Raw genomic sequence first — 18,463 nt, forward strand, 5'->3', positions numbered from 1 at the left:
ATGTTTCGTGCGAATTCGAGCGAAGGAGGAGAGCGAGCGGCGATCAGCCGAGGATCTGGAGGCGGCTGTCGACCGGTTCGCCGCGCCGTGCGCGCAACGGCCTGCCGATCGCGTCGCCCGCGGCCGACGATCGCGCCGCGAGGGTTTTCATTCGCTTCGTCGTCTCCGGAATCACTGCCGCCCCTCCTCTCCACTACTCGGGCGGCCACCTCGAGGTGGTGGCCGGTGTCGAAACACATGGTGGCACAGCGCACCCGCCGTTGTCGGGTCATTTTTCGGCGGTGCTACGGAGGGTGATTCCCGGAGTTCAGGCCGGTCGCAGTTCGGCGGCGCCGAAGGAGACGTTGAACCGGTCGCACCAGATCGCGACGCTGGTCAACCGGGCCAGGTCGGCGTCGGCGGGGATGGGGTAGTTCTGGTTGCCGCGGTTGCCTTTGAGCTTGCCCAGGTCGGTGTGGCTGCCGTCGTCGAAGACGAACCACCCGTCGCGGCCTTCGCGCACCGGCGCGTCGGTGAGCCAGACGTGCAGGTCGGGGCCGTCGGAGGTGTCGAGGTCTTCCAGTCTCAGCACTCTGCTGCCGTCGGCCAGGCGCAGGACCGCGACGGTGCCCGCGGTGGCGTGCTCATGTGAGATGAACGTGCCCCGGGCGATGGTGCGCGGCTGGGCTTCGGTCCCGCCCGGACCCGGCGCCGGGGAGGCCGACGGCGCGGCCTCCTGCACGGTGGTGTCGGTGAACAACCGCCATGGCTGGAACACGGCCAGTCCCGCGCCCAGCGCCACGATCAGCAACGCAACGACGGCCCAGGTGATCGGCGATCGAGCGATGCCCCGTGCGGACGCCATGGCTTCTCCTCGGAGTGTCAGGGAAACTCGCCCCCATCCGATTATGGGGGCGAGCGGGGGTGGCGTCGACGGAAAGAACGTCATCCGATCGGGGAGTGGCCGAGCAGGACGTGGCCCGTGAAGTGGGTCTGTTTGGCCCGCGGCAGCGGGTGGAAAAGGCAGCCGTGCACGTCGCGGGAGCGCATCTCCAGCTCGCAGTCGCGTGAATAGCCGATTCCGCCGACGGTTTCGATGGCCAGGCGCACGGTGTGCAGAAGTGCGTCCGCCGCGGCGGTCTTACGGCTGAGCGTCCGGCTCGCGTACTGATCGGTGTTGGCGAAGCGCAGGTTCTCCGATCCGGTGAACATGGCGTCGACGAGATCGCCCGCGGTGGTGTGCGCGGTGGCCATCTCGCCGGCCAATTGGACGGTCGGCGCGTCGGCCCGACCGGCGGCGAGCGTGGTCGCGATATCGACCGCGCCGTCGGCGATACCGAGGTAGGCCGCCATGACCAGCGGCATCGCCGCGCCGATCACGACGTTCAGCAACGGCGGCCACACCGATGCCGGGCGGGTCAGCGATACCGCCGCGTCGGGCACGAACACATCCTCGAGCACCACGGTGTGCGAACCGCTCGCCCGTAAACCCAAAGTGTCCCAAGTCTTCTCGATCCGTACGCCGTCGGCGGTGAACGGGATGGCGCAATGCAGCACCTGCGGGCCGCTGGGTGCGTCGTCCCAGCGCACGCTGGTCACCAGGACGGTGCCCGCCTCGCATCCGCTGGCCGGCGCTTTGCGCCCGTGCACCCGGTAGCCGCCGTCGACCCGCTCGGCGCGGCCGTTGGAGCCGACCCAGTCCGAGGCGCCCGTACTGACCAGGATCGCACCCGCGACCACCTTGGCGAACAGTGGTGCGGCGTCGATGCCGTGGTTGTGCCGCCACACCTGGGCGGCGACCAGGTGGGTGTGCATCGCGAAGGCGACCGCGGTGGAGGGGTCGTGGCGGCCCAGCTCGCGCAGGATCGCGCCCATCTCGCGATGGGTGACCCCGCCGCCGCCGAACTCGGCGGGGACGAGCGCCGCGGACAGTCCGCTCGCGCGCAGGAGATCGAACGCGGCGAGAGAGATCTCGCCGGAGTGGTCGCGGGCGGCGACCTCGGGATGAAGAGCCTCGCCGACGCGGCGTGCGCGGGCGACCCAGTCGGTGGTGGCGTCGGTGGGGGCAGGAGCTGTAGTGGTCATGTTTCGAAGTTAGGAACGGCCGCGATAACCGGATAGTGCAGAAAGTGGACCGCCCCGGTCCAGAACCCAGACCGCGTTCGCGAGGTGCCATGACGACTTCGACGCCGAGTTACGGCCAGTACTGCCCGATCTCCCGGGCGCTCGACGTGGTGGGCGAGCGCTGGTAGCTGCTGATCCTGCGCGACCTGCTGCTGGGCACCACCCGGTTCAACGATCTCGCGCGCGGCCTGCCCGGCCTGTCGCGCAGCCTGCTGGCCAAACGCCTGCGGCAGTTCGAGCGAGCCGGGCTCGTGGAGAAACTGGTCGGCGAGTACCTGCTCACCGACGCCGGGCGGGAACTGGAGCCCATCCTGTTCGGCCTCGGCGAATGGGGTGCGCGCTGGACCTTCGGCACGCCGCGCGAGGACGAGCGCGACCCCGCTCTGCTGGTGTGGTGGATGCACACCCGGGTCGACACCTCGTCGTTCCCGGGCCGTCGCCACGTGCTGCACGTGCGTTTCACCGACGACCTGCGCCGATTCTGGATCGTGATCGAGGCGGGAGTTCCCTCGGTCTGCGAATCCGATCCCGGCTATCCCGTGGACGTCGCGATCAGCTCCGATATCGCCTCGCTGTACCAGGTGTGGCTGGGGCGGCTGCCGCTGGCGCACGCGCTGCGGACGGGCCGGGTGACGTTCACCGGCCCGCCCGCGCTCACCCGCCGGATGCCCTCGGTGCTGCGGCTCAGCCCCGTGGCCGGGTACGCGGACATGTCGCACCCGGACGCCGCCACTCAGCGCGCATCCTGAACTCCGGCGGCCTGCTCAGAGATTCCCGACGATCGCTGGGCCATCAGCTCGCGGGCCTTCTCGCGCAGCGCGGCCGGTACCCGCTCGGGGTCGGTCTGGAAATCCCAAGCCCCGGTCAGCCTTTCGTATCCCGCGCGGTGCCGGTCACCACGCCGTCGAGCAAAGTGGTCGCGAGGATGTCGGCTATCTCGCCGGGGGAGCGGCCGCCGTGCGGGCGGTACCAGAACGACACCATGTTCAACATGCCGAGCACGCTGTTGGTGACCACGTGGTCGTCGGTGCGCAACAGCCCCTCGATGTGACCGGCGTCGATGACGCGTTGCCAGCACTGCTGCACCCGGTCGCGCAGGTCTTGCAGTTGTGCGGCGCGCTCGCCGGTGAGCGCGCCGACGTCGCGTAGCTGGATGGCCACCTCACGCTGATGCCGGACGATCAGCCGCACGTGACTGTCGATCATATTGCGCAGCTTGGCGACCGGATCACCGGGCCCGTCGGCGATCTGTTCGGCCTCGGTCAGCATGAGCTGCGTGTAGTCGCGCAGGATCTGCCAGAGCAGCTCTTCTTTGGAACCGATGTGGTAGTACAATGCGCCGCGCTGCACGTCGGCGCGCTCGCCGATCTCGGCCACACCGGTGCCGTGGAAGCCCCGTTCGGCGAACAGGTCGATCGCGGCCCGCACGATCCGTGCCCTGGTGTCGCTCGCGGTCGATTCGGCCGCGGGCGGACGGCCCCGCCTACGGGACGGGGCGGTCATTTCGACGGGTCCAGCACGATCTTGCCCACACCGTCGGCCCGCTCGGCGAACATCCGGTAGGCGGCGGGCCCGTCGGACATCGGAAGGTGGTGGGTGACCACCGCCTCGGGCCGCAGCCTGCCGCCCGCGGTGAGCTTCAGCAGCGCGGGCAGTTCGTACTGGACCGAACACAGCCCGATGTGGAATTCCAGGTCCTTCACCTGCGCCGCCATCATGTGGAACGGATAGGCGCGGTTGTGGCTCACGCCGATCACACTGACCCGGCCGCCGTGCCCGACGGCGCTGATCGCCAGCTTGATGGTTTCGTCGGCCCCGACCGCCTCGATCGCGACATCCGCTCCGCCGCGCAGCGTTTCGCGGATCGCCTGCTTCGGATCGTCCGATTCGACCGGCTCCGCGCCGAGGTCGGCGGCGCGCTTGCGGCGTTCGGCCAGCAGGTCGACGCCGAGTACCCGCGCCGCGCCCATCGCGAACGCGGACTGGACCGCCATGAGACCGACCGGGCCGAGCCCGATCACCACTACGGTGTCGCCCGGCGCGATCCGGGCGCGCCGGGCTCCGTACCACGCGGTGGGCGCGTTGTCGGTGAGCACGACGGCGGCGGTGTCGCTCACCTCGTCGGGCAACTTCGCCAGATTGCCCGCGGCGTGCGGGACGGCGAGCAACTCGGCCTGGCATCCGGCCAGTGCGCCGCCGAGCCCGTAGCAGGCATCCACCGGCAACGGGTGGCGAGCGCACGCGGTGACGATCCCGGCGCGGCACTGCGCGCAGCTGTCGCAACCGGCAGAGGCGGCGACCAGCACGCGGTCGCCGACGGAGAATCCTCGGGTGTACGGCCCCACTTCCACGATCTCGCCGACCGCTTCGTGCCCGACGCCGTAACCGGCGCCAGCGACGAATCCGTGTCCGGCGTAGATGTGCAGATCGCTGCCGCAGATGCCCGCCGCGGTGACCCGGACGATCGCGCCGTCGGGGCCGGGCAGCACGGGATCGGGCCGGTCGCCGTACGAGATCTGTTGCGGTCCGTCATAAGTCAGCGCCTTCATCGCCATCCTCCGTCGATCGGGAGGGTGGCGCCGGTGCAGAACGCCGAGGCCTCGGTGGCGAAGAACAGCGCCGCACCGACGATTTCCTCCGGCCTGCCGACTCGGCGGAGGGCATTGTGTCTGGTGAGCTCCGCGCGGAGCTCGTCCGGCCACGCCGTGGCGATGTCGGTTTCGAAAGGCCCGCACTGGATGGTGTTGACCCGCACGTTCGGCGCGAACGTCTGGGCCAGCCCTCCGGTCAGGGCGTTGAGACCGGCCTTGGCCGCCGAATAGGGGACCGCGAAGGGTTCCGGCCGGATCGCCTCGATCGAGGAGACGTTGATGATCGAGCCGCCGCCGTCGGCCGCCATCCGGCTGCCGATCAGGGCGGACAACCGGAACGGTCCTTTGAGGTTCACGCCGATGACCTTGTCGAACAGCGCCTCGGTGACCTGGTCCAGGCTGGGGTACAGCGGCGAGAGGCCGGCGTTGTTGACCAGCACGTCCACCCGGCCGAACGTGTCGTAGACGGTCTGCACCAGGGCGTCGCACTGCGACCAGTCGCTGACGTTGCAGGCCACGGGCAGGGCGCGGCGGCCGAACCGCCCGGTCACCTCATCGGCCAGCGCGGCGCAGCCGTCCAGCTTGCGGCTTGCGATCACCACGTCCGCGCCCGCCTCGGCGAACGCGAGCACCATCTGTTTGCCCAGCCCCCGGCTTCCCCCGGTGACGACAACGACCTTATCGGTGAGTGGCACCTTGACTCCTGCATCTCCGAAAATGTTCCGACCAGTACATTAAATCCGGCGGGCGTTACGATCAAGGGGCTGTCCGGCCGACCGCCGACGGCTCACGACCCGCCGGGCGCAACGACCAGCTCACCTCGGCGTGGCGGACGGATTCGGGCACAGGCATGGGCGACCCGGCGCGCGGTTACACCGCTACCCACGGGTAACATGACACTGTTTTCCCACTCGGTTTTCTCGGAAGTGAGGCAGTAGATGACAGAGCGGATTCAGGTCGGCGGGCTCCAGGTGGCACGCGTTCTCCACGAGTTCGTCGAGAACGAGGCGCTCCCCGGTTCCGGCGTGGATTCCGCCGCGTTCTGGGCCGGCGCCGAGCAGGTCATCAATGATCTCGCTCCGCGCAACCGCGCTCTGCTGGCCGAACGCGACGAGATCCAGGGCAAGATCGACGCCTGGCACGCGGAGCACCCCGGCGCGAACTACGACAAGGCCGCCTACAAGAACTTCCTGACCGACATCGGCTACCTGCGGCCCGCGCCCGCCGATTTCCAGATCACCACCCAGAACGTCGACGAGGAGATCGCCGCGACCGCGGGCCCGCAGCTGGTGGTGCCGGTGATGAACGCCCGTTTCGCGATCAACGCCGCCAACGCGCGTTGGGGCTCGCTCTACGACGCGCTCTACGGCACCGACGCCATCTCCGAGGCGGGCGGCGCGGAGAAGGGCACCGGCTACAACAAGGTGCGCGGCGACAAGGTCATCGAGTGGGCGCGCAACTTCCTCGACGACTCGGTCACCCTGATCACCGGTTCGCACATCGGCTCGACGTCCTACAAGATCGTCGACGGCGAGCTCGAGGTCGGCCTCGAGGACGGCACCAGCATCGGTCTGGCCGACGCCTCCCAGCTGGTCGGGTACCTCGGTGACCCGGAGGCGCCGAGTTCGGTGCTGCTGAAGCACAACGGTCTGCACATCGAGATCCAGATCGACCCGCAGTCCCCGATCGGCAGCACCGACACCGCGGGCGTCAAGGACGTCGTGCTGGAGTCCGCGGTCACCACGATCATGGACTTCGAGGACTCGGTCGCCGCCGTGGACGCCGAGGACAAGGTGCTCTGCTACCACAACTGGCTCGGCCTGATGAAGGGCGACCTCGCGGAGAAGGTCGCCAAGGGCGAGAAGACCTTCACCCGCACCATGAACCCCGACCGCGTGTACACCGCGCTGGACGGCGGCGAGCTGGTGCTGCACGGCCGTTCGTTGCTGTTCGTGCGCAACGTCGGTCACCTCATGACCTCGGACGCGATCCTGGACGCCGAGGGCAACGAGGTGCCCGAGGGCATCATGGACGGGCTGATCACCTCGCTGATCGCCAAGCACAGCCTGGCCGACGACGTGCAGCTGAAGAACAGCCGCACCGGCTCGGTCTACATCGTGAAGCCGAAGATGCACGGCCCGGACGAGGTCGCGTTCACCGACGAGCTGTTCGGCCGGATCGAGGACGTGCTCGGGCTGAGCCGCAACACGCTCAAGGTCGGCATCATGGACGAGGAGCGCCGCACCACGGTGAACCTCGCGGCCTGCATCCAGGCCGCCGCCGAGCGTGTGGTGTTCATCAACACCGGCTTCCTGGACCGCACCGGCGACGAGATCCACACCTCCATGGAGGCCGGGCCGATGGTCCGCAAGGCGGACATGAAGTCCCAGCAGTGGATCCTGTCCTACGAGGACTGGAACGTCGACACCGGTCTCGCTGCGGGCCTGCCCGGCAAGGCGCAGATCGGCAAGGGCATGTGGGCCATGCCGGACCTGATGGCCGACATGCTCACCCAGAAGATCGGTCACCCGCGCGCGGGCGCGAACACCGCGTGGGTGCCCTCGCCCACCGCCGCGACCTTGCACGCGACGCACTACCACCTGGTCGACGTGTTCAAGCGGCAGCAGGAGATCGCCAAGGGCGGTCGCCGCGCCACCGTCGACGAGATCTTGGAGATCCCGCTGGCCGCCGCGCCGAACTGGACCGACGAGGAGAAGCGCCAGGAGCTGGACAACAACTCGCAGTCCATCCTCGGCTACGTGGTGCGCTGGATCGACCAGGGCGTCGGCTGCTCCAAGGTGCCCGACATCAAGGACGTCGCGCTCATGGAAGACCGTGCGACGCTGCGCATCTCCAGCCAGCTGATGGCCAACTGGCTGCGCCACGGCATCGTCAGCGCCGATGAGGTGGTGGCCAGCCTGGAGCGGATGGCCCCGGTCGTCGACCGGCAGAACGCGGGCGACCGGAACTACCGGGCGATGGCGCCGGACTTCGCGGGCAGCATCGCGTTCCAGGCGGCCAAGGAACTGATCCTGGAGGGCACCAAGCAGCCCAACGGGTACACCGAGCCGATCCTGCACCGCCGTCGCCGTGAGGCGAAGGCGCTGGCCTGCGTGTAATCCGCACGCGCCGCCAGTCCCCCGGTCCCTTCGGCCGGGGGACTCGCGCTCTTGCGGGAGTTTCGACTCTTGTTTATCGGTCCGTTACCCTGGGTGCCGCACGAAATCGTCGATTTGTGAGGAAGATTCATGGGAAGCGTTGTGCTCGACATCGTGGCATTGGTCGTCAATCGCGCGGCGATGTTCTGGAATTGGATGGCCACCGGATCGGCGGGCTTCCCGCCGCTGTGAGCGTGCGGTGCGCGATGTGCTTCGAGTAGTGAAAATCCCCTGGCCAGGTGTGCTGGCCGGGGGATTTCTCGATTCCGGACCGAAATCGCGGAACGTTCTGAATTGTTGGTTTTCACATCGGGGGATCCCGCTGTCCGGTGCGGCGTGATCATCTGGCCGGAATTCGCCGGGCACGCGGTGCATCATGCGCACACGATTGCACGGTCTTCTCGAATTGGACCGGGCTTTCCGCCGCGCCCGCGGTGGCATCCGTGTCGAACGGGATCCTCGGTGCGCCGTGAGATTTCGCAACCGATCCCGCGCGCCGTGCTCATCCCCCTCGTATCTTGGACACGTGAACTCCGCAGGGTCCGTGCGCACACGGTCGCGTATTCCTCGTTGGTTCGTCCTGTGGATGGGGCTCGTGACCGCCTTGGTCGCACTGTGCTGCGCGGCGCTGTTCTGGCAACTCGCCGCGGCGGGCACGTTCCCGACCCTTGTCGTCCTCTGGGCGGTGCTCGGTGTGCTCGGCGGGATCGCCGTCCTGTTCGGACTGCTCGGGCTGCTGCGCTACCGTGCCGTGTTCCACAGCCTCGCCTCGCCCGTGCTCATCGCCGCTCTGGTGGCGCTGACGCTCTACGACGTCCCGGAGGACACCGGCTGGCGTCTCTCCCGCGGCATTCTCGAAGACCAAGCCGTGGACTGCGCGCACCCCGGCCACCACGCCCGCCTCGGCGTGTACACGATCACCTTCATCACGCCCCGCGACGGCGGCTGCCTGTTCTACACTCAATCGGGCGACTCTGATTCGGAAGGCTTCGCCTTCTTCCGCGACCCGGCCACCCCACCCCATCTCGGTCCGCCCGCCACCAACGGCATCGAATACTCCGCATTCGACGGCCAGTGGTACCGCTTCGTCGACACTCACTGAGCGCGGTCGCCGAATCTCCTGGAGAGTGTTCGCCGTTGAGGCGCGGGCGATCCGCATGGTCAGGCAAGCATCGTCGCCCCATGCTTTGATCTCGGCGGCCAGGGCCTTCGGTACGCGGATCGCCCGGGCCGGATCACCATTCGAACGGCAGTGGTCGGCGGGGTTCGATCCACAGTGCTTCGGCGAGTGCGCAGAGCGTTCCATCGGGCCGGGACAAGGCCACGCCGACGGTGTGTTTCCGGCCGTCCGAGGAGATCGGCCACCCGTAGGAGAGGTAGGACTCGCCGGTGCGGACCGGTTCGAACTGCGTTGCGGTGAGTGCGGCGGTGACCGCTCCGGGACGCAGATCGCGCAGCGACATCGCGGCCCAGCCGCCAGGGCAATCCAAGGCGGCCCAGACGTTCTCGGTGGAGAGGAAGCCATCAGGTCCGGCGAGCGTAGGATGCGGTGTCCAGGCGGAGATGACCATGTCCAGTGTGGGCACGGCCCACGGCGACAGACGCAGACCACGGCCGGGCGCGCAGGCCGCTCCGCAGCCGTAGCAGTGACTCATCTTGCGCAGCACGCCGGCGGTCGCACTCGCGGCTAGAGCCTGTTCCCAGGTGGGCGCGGGCCGCGGCGTGACCGTAATGGTCGACGCGGACGCTTCGGCGAGTACCGCACCGTCCAGGTCGGTGAGCGACGCGCCGCCGGACGCGTCGGCGGCCAGCACCACCGGAGCGTCCACGGACACTGCGCGGCGGAAGTCGACGCGCACCTGCGTGGCGCCGCTCGCAGCGGCCAGCAGTCCCGCGACGTACCCGCCGAACGCCACACCCGGATAACCGCGCACGTGCGCGGGCACCGTTGACGCATCGGTCCGAATCATCTGCTGCCCACCCTCTCCCGGCCGACGATCATGACTCGGTCCAGCCGACCATACCGGCGTGACGCCGGCGAGCCGTGGCCGGGCCGCCTGGCACCCCCGGACCTGCCGTTGTCGATGCCGATGATCTCGCCGGTCACCCACGGACGGGCTGGCCCGGCGAGCCGCGTGAGCGAGGACAGCGTGGGGCGGCCGGCCCACCACAACCCGCGGCGTCGGCCGTGCGCAGCTGCTCGATGTCCGGAGGTTGCCGCCGGCCATTCATGCCGTGGCGGCAGGCCCTATTCGACACGTGTCCGCGCAGGTCGAGCGGATGCCGGAATATCTATCGCTGCGAACGCTGTTGCGCCGACATGTGACGAACGCTGGAATGAACGTACTGATCGTGTACGCCCACCCGAAGCCGGACTCACTCACCGGCGCTCTCAAAGACGTTGCGGTGCGCCAGTTGCGGGCGGACGGGCACGAGGTGCGGATCACCGACCTCTACGCGATGGGGTGGAAGGCCGCCGCCGACACCGACGATTTCGGCGCGGTCGAGGAGCCCAACTTCATGCTGGCCTCGGGTGTGGCCTACCGCGACGGGACGCTGAGTCCCGACATCCGCGCCGAGCAGGAGAAACTGCTGTGGGCCGACGCCGTCGTCCTGCATTTCCCACTCTGGTGGTTCGGCATGCCCGCGATCATGAAGGGCTGGGTGGACCGGGTTCTCACCTGCGATTTCGCCTATGGAGCCGGGGGGAAGGCGGTGCCCAGATACGGGGCGGGCGTCCTGGCCGGGCGGCGCGCGATGCTGGTGGTCTCGGTCGGGGGCAAGCAGCCGTCCTACTCCGATCGCGGGATCAACGGCCCCGTCGAGGATCTGCTGTTCCCGATCCACCACGGCATCCTCTACTACACCGGCATGGACGTGCTGCCGCCGTTCGTGGTGCACGACACGATCCGCCTCGACGCCGCGCGCTTCGACGACGTCGCGTACGACCTGCGGCGGCGGATGTCGAAGCTCGCCGAACTGGAGCCGATCCGGTACCGCCCGCAGGGCGGCGACGACTACGACCGGAGCCTGCGTTTGGTAGCTGGTCGCGAAGCACGGGGAGCGGCCGGCTTCGGGTTGCATGTGGCGTCGTAGCGGCGCGGGTGATCAGGGCAGTGGGGTCGCTCCGCGCTGGGTGAGCAGCATGCCCATCATCCCGGCCTCCTGGCCCTGCCCATGGATCATGGAACGCGCGATCTCTTTGACGGGCCCGGAGCCCAGGAGACCGTCGGCGGCCTCGGCCATCGCGATACCGCCCTGGTGGTGGCGAAACATCAGTTGAAGGAACAGTATCTCCGCGTTCCGGCCATGTGCCGCTGCCAGATTGTCCAGTTCCGCCGTGCTCGCCATCCCGGGCATCAGGGGTGCCGTCTGCGCGACCGTCGCGTGATGGCCATGCGCCGTCGCATCCGGGCCCTGCATCCACGCCATCGGGTGTACGGAGCTGGGCGGCGCGTCCGCCAGACGCAGCCAGCCGAGCATGGTGCCGATCTCCAGGCGCTGTGTGCGGTCGAGCTGTTCGGCCAGCCGGGCGACCGCCGGATCGACCGAGCGATCCAGCCGCTGCACCATCAGCAGCGCTTGCTGGTGGTGGGTGGTCATGTCCTGCACGAAGCCGATCTCGACATCGGTGAGCACCGATGCGGCGGAATGACTTTCCGGAAACACCAGCGGCCGCACAGCGGCGCCGAGCACGAGCAGCGCGAAGGCCGCCGAGACCAGGGCGGCGGTCTCCATCCAGCGCCGCATCGCTACGACCCGACGATCGACCGCTGGTCCGCCGGTGGCGAGTACACGTCGTCGTCCAGTCGCAGCACCATGAACCCGTTGTCCGAGCACGCGACGTACAGCTGTGATCCGCGCCATTCCGGTGGTGAGAAGCACCAGTCGGTGGACACATCGCCGAAGGCGAGGCGGCCGGTGCGCGGGGTGGTGGCGTCCAGAGGGTTGAACTGTCCCTCCAGCACGGCGCGCACCGCGGGCGGGGTGCTCATGAGCGGAACACCGATGAGCGAGGCGAGCGCGTGCGGCGAGTTCCACAGGCTCAGGTTCTGCCCGGTGCGGGCGGGCGGGTTGTAGTAGGCGATCTCGCGGATGGCGTAGGGGTCGCGGATGTCGAACACCCGGATGCCGGAGGAGATCCATCCGCAGGCCAAGGCGGTGGGGTTGTCCTGCCGGTCGGCGGCGCAGTAGTGCGATTCGTAGGCGAAGGCGGAACCACCCATCGACGAACCGATATTGCTGTCGATGTGCTGTGGCAGGTTGATCTCGAGCTTGATCTTGTTGGCCACCCTGGGCGCGGTCTCGTCGGAGACATCGATGAGTTTGACGCCGCCGGAACCGCCTTCGTCGACGGTGTAGAGGTAGGGCTTGCCGTCGTAGAAGACCGGGATGCTGTGCTGGGTCGCCCAGCCGTCCGTCCAGAACACCCGGCCCAGATGGTGCACCTGCGGGTCGGGGTCGCGGCGCTGCACCGCGCTGATGTCGAGGACGGTGAATCCGCCGAGCGCGGAGATGTACATCCGATCGCCGTCCGGGCTGATGCCGAATCCGTGCGCTTCGATGCCGGTCACGCCCTGCCACACCACATGCGGGTCGGCGGGGTCGCTCAGGTCCACCGCGCTGACGAAACCGGGCGCGATTCCCGAGGCCCAATAGGTGTTGCCGTCGGGGGAGAAGCCGCCCTCGTGCGTGGTGATCGGCAGCGGCATCGCCAGATTCGTCCCCGGACCGGGATTGAGCAGCCGCGGATGCACGCAATCGGAGATGTCGTAGACCGACAGGTAGCCCACACCCTCGCCGACCGGCACGCCGGTGCCGACCAGCAACTTGCGCTCGGTGTTGACCTTGAGGCTCTCCCAGGTGCCCGCGAGCATCGCGGGCTCGGTCAAAGTCGCCGTCGGACGCGGATTCACCGGGTCGGACACGTCGAGCACCTGGACGCCACGGCCCTCGCTGATCAGGTCGCCGGGAAAGAACGAGCCCAGATAGGCGCAATGCTCGAAGCTGGTGGAGGTGATGCCCGCGCCGCGGCCCGCGTAGCCGCCGACGTAGGAGATGTTGCACCGGTAGCCCTGCGTGCTGCGCCCGCTGTCGCGGTCGGCGGCGGTGACATCGCCTTGCAGTCCGCTCTCGGGGGCGGCGTCGGGTCCGCAGTCGGCGCGGGGAACCGAGGTGCGTCCGACGTCGAGGAACTCCTCGACTACGTTACGAACGTCCGATGGCGGATCGGCCAAGCGCTCACGGGCAGCAGCACGGCTGTAACCATGCCGATGGTGAGCAGAGCCAGCGGTTCGGCACGGCACAGTCTGGCCAACGGGCGCATCGTCGCGGCCCCCCAACTTCGTCGTCGAGATTGGCTACCCGCGGTGACTGGGACAGTCACCGCTGAACTGACTGAATGGTAGTGATTTCCGTCGGTCCGAGGGTGGGTTTCGCCGAATCGCAGCCGGATTCGCGAAGTTTTCCGCTCTGCGTGGTCAGCGCGGCTGGGTCGGTCCGGTGCCGAGTGTGGCCGAATGCGGGTGGGCCGACAGGAGTTCGTCGCAGGCGCCCAGGAAGATGCGTCGTAGTCCGGCTGCGCGTTCCGTCAACTCGGCCTGGGCGCGGACGTACTCCGCCCGCCCCGAGGGTGTCTCGATGCGAACCGGCCGGTAGCCGAAGCCGGACAGGTCGTACGGGCTGGCGCGCATGTCGAGTTCCCTTGCTGCGCAAGCCAACTCGAAACAATCCAGGAGCAGATCCGACGAGATCAGCGGGACCAGCTTGAAGCCCCACTTGTACAGATCCATATTCGCGTGCAGACAGCCCGGCTGTTCGCGACGCAGCTGGTCGGCCCGGGTGAGCGGCTCGGCGTTGCGGCCGACGGCGTCCGGGGTGAAGAAGCGGTAGGCGTCGAAATGCGTGCAGCGCAGCGACATCGAGTCGAGCACGGCGTCGGTGCCCGCGCGTCCCAGTCGCAGCGGCACCCTCTGGTGGCGGATGTCGTCGGTGCGATACACCATCGCCCATTCGTGCAGCCCGAAGCAGGACAGATGCGCGGGCCGGGACGCGGTGGCCCGCAGCAAGTCTGCGACGAACGCGACGGTATCGCGGCGTTTGTCCAGGTATGCGGGATCGGCGGTGCAGAAGCCCGCAGCGCCGGAATCGGTGACGACGTGGTGATACCCCCGCGCATCGCGGTATTCGGCGGCATCGGCCATCCCGATGCCGTATCCCGGATGCCAGCGCCGCAACTGGGCGGGTTTGTGCCCGTAGTAGGTGAACAAGAAGTCGATCACCGGGTGCGACGAACCTTGCGCCCGCCGCTCGAGGTAGGGCCCGACCAGATCGTCCAACCGGGCCCGGTGCGCGGCGGCGGACTCCCGCCACTGCGCACCGGACAACACCCGCATGGTCATCGCACCCCGCGCGGGCACGCTGCCCGAATCGTCATTCGCCCACCCGATGCGTTCCGTCTCGGACGGTGCCGACGAATTCCTCCACCAAGTCCTCCAAGGCGACGATGCCGGTGGTGTTGCCCCGGTCGTCGACCACGCGGCCGAGATGGCTGTTGGTGCGCCGCAGCCGCGCCAGCGCCTCGTAGAGCGTGGCGCCCATGCCCACCGTCGGCAGCGGGCGGATATCGGTGCGCGGGATCGGCGTCCCCGGACCGGCGCTCTCGTCGGCGACCTTGTCGAGCACGTCCTTGACGTGCAGGTAGCCGACCAGCGATCCGTCGTTCGCCCGCACCGGGAAGCGGGAGAAACCCGTCTCGGCGACTGCGGATTCGATGTCGCCGAGTGTGGTCCCGTTGCCGCGCAGCGGAATCGATCGGGTCGCGTCCAGCGGCACCATCACGTCGGCGACCACCCGGTCACTGGTGCCGAGCGCCTGCGTGAGGCGGCGATGCTCCTCCTCGTCGAGCAGCCCCTCCGAGCGGGACTCGCCGATCATCTCGGCCAGTTCCACCGTCGACACTGTGGCCTCCAGCTCGTCCTTCGGCTCGACCCGCAGCAGGCGCAGCGACAGGTTGGCGGCCAGGTTGTACAGCGCGATGAGCGGGCGGGCCAGCCGCAGCCACATCAGGTGCACCGGCACCAGCAGCAGCGCGCTGCGCTCCGGCCCGGCCAGCGCGATGTTCTTCGGGATCATCTCGCCGAACAGGATGTGCAGGATCACCACGATGGTCAGCGCCAGGGCGAACGCCACCGGGTGCAGCAGTTGCTGCGGCAGGCCGAGTAGGTCGAACGGGCCTTCCAGCAGGTGCGCGACGGCGGGCTCGCCGACGCGGCCGAGCAGGATCGAGCAGATGGTGATGCCCAGCTGCGCGGCGGCGAGCATCATCGAAAGGTTCTCGCCCGCTCGGATGACGGTGTTCGCGTTGCGCTTGCCCTGCGCGGCCAGCGCTTCCAGCCGGTCGCGGCGGGCGGAGATGAGCGCGAACTCGGCGGCGACGAAGAACGCGTTTCCTGCCAACAGCACGACGGTGAGCAGGACGCCGAAGAGGTCACCCATGGCTGTGCTCCTTGGTCGCGAGGGCGTCGGCGTCCACCGGGATCAACCGGACCCGGTCGATGCGCCGTCCGTCCATGCGCTCCACCCGGGCGATCCAGCCGCCGGAGCCGTGGCTCTCCGGCGCCGTCCACTGCTGCGAGCGAGGATTGGGCAGTACGACTTCGTCGCCGGGCACCGGGATGCGGCCGAGCCGGGTCAGCACGAGGCCGCCCAGCGTCTCGTACTCGCCCTCCGGCGCGTCGTATCCGGTCGCCCGGGAGACCTCGTCGATGCGCAGCAGGCCCGAGCAGTCCCAGCCGTCGAAGACGCGCCGTACGTCGCGCTCCTCCTCGTCGTGCTCGTCACGGACGTCGCCGAGGATCTCCTCGATGATGTCCTCCATGGTGACCAGGCCCGCGGTGCCGCCGTACTCGTCCACGACGAGGGCGACCTGCATGCCGTCGGCGCGGACCCGTTCGAGCACCTCGTCGCCGTCCAAGCTGGCGGGCACGATCGGCACCGGCTGGGCGAGCCGGTACAGGGGGGTCGTCCGGCGCGCGTGCGCTGGGCGGGTGAAGGCCTGCTTGACGTGCACGAAGCCGAGGGTGTTGTCGAGATCGCCGTCGATCACCGGGAAGCGGGAGTAACCGGTGCGGCCCGCCGCGTCGATCAGATCGGCGATGGTGTCGTCCTTGTCGAGTGACTCGATCTTCACCCGCGGAGTCATCAGCTCCTCGGCGCTGCGCTCGCCGAACTGCAGCGAGCGGTCCATCACCTGGGCGGTGGGCTGGTCGAGCGCGCCGCGCAGCGCGGACGTGCGCACCAGGGAGCCGAGTTCCTGCGGCGAACGGGCCGAGCGCAACTCCTCGGCGGGCTCGACGCCGAGCCTGCGGACCACCCAGTTGGCGGTGCCGTTGAGGAAATGGATCATCCACTTGAACACCACCGAGAAGCCGATCATCGGTCCGGCCGTGACGCGGGCGGTGGCCAGTGGCTTGGCGATGGCGATGTTCTTGGGCACCAGCTCGCCGTAGATCATCGACAGCGAGGTGGCCAGGATCAGCGCGAGCGTGAGCGCGACGCCACTCGCGGCGGCTTCGCTCAGCCCGATGCCGGCGAACACCGGATGCAGCAGCCGGGCCAGTACCGGCTCGGCGATGTAACCGGTGATCAGCGTGGTGATGGTGATGCCGAGCTGGGCGCCGGACAGCTGGAACGACAGCGTGCGATGCGCCTTGCGGACCATGCGGGCGCGGACGTCACCGGTGCGGGCGTGCGCCTCGACGGTGCTGCGCTCCAGCGCGGTAAGGGAGAATTCCGCGGCGACGAACAGGGCCGTGCCTGCGGTGAGTGCGATGAATCCGATCAGGCTGAGCGCGGTGAGCGCGACGGACATGGTCAGCACCACCCGAACGGTGCTGCGTGACGGCCTGTGCGGAATGGGACTACTGCGGGGAGAGGGACGCCGGGTTGGTCACCCGGCTCGGTAGAGGAGCCCTCCTGTGCGGCGCCCTCGGACGCGGGTGACAACTGGATCCTTTCGCAAACGAGTCGTGGTGCCGGTGCCCGGCAACCACCATGCTACCGGCCCACGTGCCGAGTGGCGTGGGCCGGTGCCGGTGCGATGCGTGTGTCGGCGCTCACCAACCGCTGGGCAGCGGGCGGCCTTCGGCGAATCCGGCCGCGGACTGCACGCCGAGCACGGCCTTGTCGTGGAATTCGGCGAGCGTCCGTGCTCCCGCGTAGGTGCACGCGCTGCGCACACCGGAGCAGATGTGGTCGATGAGGTCCTCGACGCCGGGACGCTCGGGGTCCAGCCGCATCCGCGAGCTGGAGATGCCCTCTTCGAACAGTCCCTTGCGCGCTCGGTCGAATTCGCTGTCGGAGGCGGTGCGGGCGGCGACGGCCCGCTTGGAGGCCATGCCGAAGCTCTCCTTGTACGCGTTGCCGTCGCGATCGACCCGCAGGTCGCCGGGGGACTCGTAGGTACCGGCGAACCAGGAGCCGATCATCACGTTGGACGCGCCCGCGGCCAGCGCGAGCGCCACGTCGCGGGGATGGCGCACGCCGCCGTCGGCCCAGATGTGCACGCCGAGTTCCGCGGCGGCGGTAGCGCATTCGGCCACCGCGGAGAACTGTGGGCGGCCGACGCCGGTCATCATCCGGGTGGTGCACATGGCGCCGGGGCCGACACCGACCTTGACGATGTCGGCGCCCGCCGCCGCGAGATCCCTGGTGCCCTCCGCGGAGACGACGTTGCCCGCGACCAGCGGGACTCCGAGCCCGAGATCGCGCACGGCGGTGAGCGTTTCGAGCATCTTGGCCTGGTGTCCGTGCGCGGTGTCGATGACCAGCAAGTCGGCGCCCGAATCCACGAGGGACTTGGCCTTGGCGGCCACGTCGCCGTTGATGCCGACCGCGGCCGCGACGCGCAGCTTGCCGGCGGCGTCGACGGCGGGCTGGTAGATGCCCGCGCGCAGGGCGCCGGTGCGGGTGAGCACACCGGCCAAGGTGCCGTCCTCGGCGGTGAGCACGGCGAAGTCGGCGTGCTCGGCGTGCAGCAGATCGAACAGGTCACGCGGGGTGGTGGTCGCGGGGGCCCGCACGAAATCGGTGACCGCGACCTCGCGGAGCCGGGCGAAGCGGTCGACGTCGGCGCAGGCGGCCTCGGTCACCACACCGACCGGGCGTCCGTCGTCCACCACCACCACCGCGCCGTGCGCGCGCTTGTGCATCAGGGCGACCGCCTCGGAGACCGAACGGTCGGGGGCGAGGGTGACCGGAGTGTCGGCGGTGAGCGAGCGGCTCTTGACGAAGGCGATGGTGTCGGCGGCCGCGGTGATCGGCAGGTCTTGGGGGAGAACGACGATGCCGCCGCGGCGGGCCACCGTCTCGGCCATTCTGCGCCCGGCCACGGCGGTCATGTTCGCCACGACGATGGGGATGGTGGTGCCCGACCCGTCGGTCGTCGACAGATCGACGTCGAAGCGCGACGCGACGTCCGTCCGATTCGGGACGAGGAAGATGTCGTCGTAGGTCAGGTCGTACGGCGGCTGATGACCGGGGAGAAAGCGCACTCGACCGATGATATCCGTGCGCCGACCGGTGTGCGCTGTTCTGCTTCTTCGCCCGTGG

The 18,463-nt window shown here is 69.0% G+C and carries 17 protein-coding genes; 4 read left to right on the forward strand and 13 right to left on the reverse strand.

Translation table 11 applies throughout. The annotated features are described in order from the left end of the window. Positions 1–43: 43 nt before the first annotated feature. From ACWEO7_RS27735 to ACWEO7_RS27745, 3 genes are all read right to left on the reverse strand, one after another. On the reverse strand, positions 44–175 hold the full coding sequence (locus ACWEO7_RS27735) for a hypothetical protein (RefSeq protein ID WP_452427455.1): 132 nt from the start codon (positions 173–175) through the stop codon (positions 44–46). Positions 176–307: 132 nt separating this feature from the next. Further along, positions 308–844 carry a DM13 domain-containing protein gene (locus ACWEO7_RS27740; RefSeq protein ID WP_452427456.1) on the reverse strand — a complete coding sequence of 179 codons (537 nt, stop codon included), beginning with the start codon at positions 842–844 and terminating at the stop codon, positions 308–310. A gap of 80 nt (positions 845–924) precedes the next feature. Then, on the reverse strand, positions 925–2,064 hold the full coding sequence (locus ACWEO7_RS27745) for an acyl-CoA dehydrogenase family protein (RefSeq protein WP_452427458.1): 1,140 nt from the start codon (positions 2,062–2,064) through the stop codon (positions 925–927). Positions 2,065–2,240: 176 nt separating this feature from the next. On the opposite strand from ACWEO7_RS27745, the gene ACWEO7_RS27750 reads away from it, so the two are divergent. Next, positions 2,241–2,852, forward strand: coding sequence for a winged helix-turn-helix transcriptional regulator (locus ACWEO7_RS27750; protein WP_452427501.1), 612 nt, complete (start codon positions 2,241–2,243; stop codon positions 2,850–2,852). Positions 2,853–2,967: 115 nt separating this feature from the next. Here ACWEO7_RS27750 and ACWEO7_RS27755 read toward each other — a convergent pair whose 3' ends face one another. Genes ACWEO7_RS27755 through ACWEO7_RS27765 form a run of 3 tightly spaced genes read right to left on the reverse strand, consistent with a single transcriptional unit; the run spans position 2,968 to position 5,389 of the window. Next, a complete protein-coding gene (locus ACWEO7_RS27755; RefSeq protein ID WP_452427460.1) occupies positions 2,968–3,606 on the reverse strand; it encodes a TetR/AcrR family transcriptional regulator in 639 nt (212 codons plus the stop codon). Beyond that, positions 3,603–4,652 (reverse strand): zinc-binding dehydrogenase, encoded by a 1,050-nt coding sequence (locus ACWEO7_RS27760; RefSeq protein ID WP_452427462.1) that lies wholly within the window; start codon positions 4,650–4,652, stop codon positions 3,603–3,605. Before ACWEO7_RS27760 ends, ACWEO7_RS27755 begins: the two co-directional genes overlap by 4 nt. Continuing rightward, positions 4,649–5,389, reverse strand: coding sequence for an SDR family NAD(P)-dependent oxidoreductase (locus ACWEO7_RS27765; RefSeq protein WP_452427464.1), 741 nt, complete (start codon positions 5,387–5,389; stop codon positions 4,649–4,651). The genes ACWEO7_RS27760 and ACWEO7_RS27765 overlap by 4 nt, the downstream gene beginning before the upstream one ends. 243 nt (positions 5,390–5,632) lie before the next feature. Here ACWEO7_RS27765 and ACWEO7_RS27770 point away from each other — a divergent pair, with 243 nt between their 5' ends. Next, positions 5,633–7,813, forward strand: a complete 2,181-nt coding sequence (locus tag ACWEO7_RS27770) for a malate synthase G (RefSeq protein WP_452427466.1) — start codon at positions 5,633–5,635, stop codon at positions 7,811–7,813. Between the two features lie 634 nt (positions 7,814–8,447). Further along, positions 8,448–8,954 (forward strand): hypothetical protein, encoded by a 507-nt coding sequence (locus ACWEO7_RS27775; RefSeq protein WP_452427468.1) that lies wholly within the window; start codon positions 8,448–8,450, stop codon positions 8,952–8,954. A 133-nt stretch (positions 8,955–9,087) separates the two neighbouring features. Here the strand turns inward: ACWEO7_RS27775 and ACWEO7_RS27780 are convergent, their stop codons facing one another. After that, complete coding sequence (locus ACWEO7_RS27780; RefSeq protein WP_452427470.1) at positions 9,088–9,822, reverse strand: PaaI family thioesterase; 735 nt, start codon at positions 9,820–9,822, stop codon at positions 9,088–9,090. Between the two features lie 367 nt (positions 9,823–10,189). On the opposite strand from ACWEO7_RS27780, the gene ACWEO7_RS27785 reads away from it, so the two are divergent. Beyond that, on the forward strand, positions 10,190–10,948 hold the full coding sequence (locus ACWEO7_RS27785; RefSeq protein WP_452427472.1) for an NAD(P)H-dependent oxidoreductase: 759 nt from the start codon (positions 10,190–10,192) through the stop codon (positions 10,946–10,948). Positions 10,949–10,960: 12 nt separating this feature from the next. On the opposite strand, the gene ACWEO7_RS27790 is transcribed toward ACWEO7_RS27785, so the two are convergent. The 6 genes from ACWEO7_RS27790 to ACWEO7_RS27815 form a co-directional block, all read right to left on the reverse strand. After that, positions 10,961–11,602, reverse strand: a complete 642-nt coding sequence (locus tag ACWEO7_RS27790) for a DUF305 domain-containing protein (RefSeq protein ID WP_452427474.1) — start codon at positions 11,600–11,602, stop codon at positions 10,961–10,963. Positions 11,603–11,604: 2 nt separating this feature from the next. Further along, positions 11,605–13,089 carry an LVIVD repeat-containing protein gene (locus ACWEO7_RS27795; RefSeq protein WP_452427475.1) on the reverse strand — a complete coding sequence of 495 codons (1,485 nt, stop codon included), beginning with the start codon at positions 13,087–13,089 and terminating at the stop codon, positions 11,605–11,607. Between the two features lie 243 nt (positions 13,090–13,332). Continuing rightward, on the reverse strand, positions 13,333–14,247 hold the full coding sequence (locus ACWEO7_RS27800) for a 3-methyladenine DNA glycosylase (RefSeq protein WP_452427503.1): 915 nt from the start codon (positions 14,245–14,247) through the stop codon (positions 13,333–13,335). Positions 14,248–14,284: 37 nt separating this feature from the next. After that, on the reverse strand, positions 14,285–15,349 hold the full coding sequence (locus ACWEO7_RS27805) for a hemolysin family protein (protein WP_355078479.1): 1,065 nt from the start codon (positions 15,347–15,349) through the stop codon (positions 14,285–14,287). Further along, positions 15,342–16,724: a hemolysin family protein gene (locus ACWEO7_RS27810; protein ID WP_452427505.1), complete on the reverse strand. Its 1,383-nt coding sequence runs from the start codon at positions 16,722–16,724 to the stop codon at positions 15,342–15,344. Before ACWEO7_RS27810 ends, ACWEO7_RS27805 begins: the two co-directional genes overlap by 8 nt. A gap of 244 nt (positions 16,725–16,968) precedes the next feature. Continuing rightward, positions 16,969–18,405, reverse strand: coding sequence for a GuaB1 family IMP dehydrogenase-related protein (locus ACWEO7_RS27815; RefSeq protein ID WP_450024656.1), 1,437 nt, complete (start codon positions 18,403–18,405; stop codon positions 16,969–16,971). Between the last annotated feature and the right edge of the window lie 58 nt (positions 18,406–18,463).

It is taken from the genome of Nocardia sp. NPDC004260, from assembly GCF_053603155.1.

What these genes read in the sequence shown, in the direction of transcription:
- ACWEO7_RS27740 (WP_452427456.1), bottom strand. Translation starts at nt 844, where the DNA reads ATGGCGTCCGCACGGGGCATCGCTCGATCGCCGATCACCTGGGCCGTC.
- ACWEO7_RS27745 (WP_452427458.1), bottom strand. Translation starts at nt 2,064, where the DNA reads ATGACCACTACAGCTCCTGCCCCCACCGACGCCACCACCGACTGGGTC.
- ACWEO7_RS27755 (WP_452427460.1), bottom strand. Translation starts at nt 3,606, where the DNA reads ATGACCGCCCCGTCCCGTAGGCGGGGCCGTCCGCCCGCGGCCGAATCG.
- ACWEO7_RS27760 (WP_452427462.1), bottom strand. Translation starts at nt 4,652, where the DNA reads ATGAAGGCGCTGACTTATGACGGACCGCAACAGATCTCGTACGGCGAC.
- ACWEO7_RS27770 (WP_452427466.1), top strand. Translation starts at nt 5,633, where the DNA reads ATGACAGAGCGGATTCAGGTCGGCGGGCTCCAGGTGGCACGCGTTCTC.
- ACWEO7_RS27780 (WP_452427470.1), bottom strand. Translation starts at nt 9,822, where the DNA reads ATGATTCGGACCGATGCGTCAACGGTGCCCGCGCACGTGCGCGGTTAT.
- ACWEO7_RS27785 (WP_452427472.1), top strand. Translation starts at nt 10,190, where the DNA reads ATGAACGTACTGATCGTGTACGCCCACCCGAAGCCGGACTCACTCACC.
- ACWEO7_RS27790 (WP_452427474.1), bottom strand. Translation starts at nt 11,602, where the DNA reads ATGCGGCGCTGGATGGAGACCGCCGCCCTGGTCTCGGCGGCCTTCGCG.
- ACWEO7_RS27800 (WP_452427503.1), bottom strand. Translation starts at nt 14,247, where the DNA reads ATGCGGGTGTTGTCCGGTGCGCAGTGGCGGGAGTCCGCCGCCGCGCAC.
- ACWEO7_RS27805 (WP_355078479.1), bottom strand. Translation starts at nt 15,349, where the DNA reads ATGGGTGACCTCTTCGGCGTCCTGCTCACCGTCGTGCTGTTGGCAGGA.
- ACWEO7_RS27810 (WP_452427505.1), bottom strand. Translation starts at nt 16,724, where the DNA reads ATGTCCGTCGCGCTCACCGCGCTCAGCCTGATCGGATTCATCGCACTC.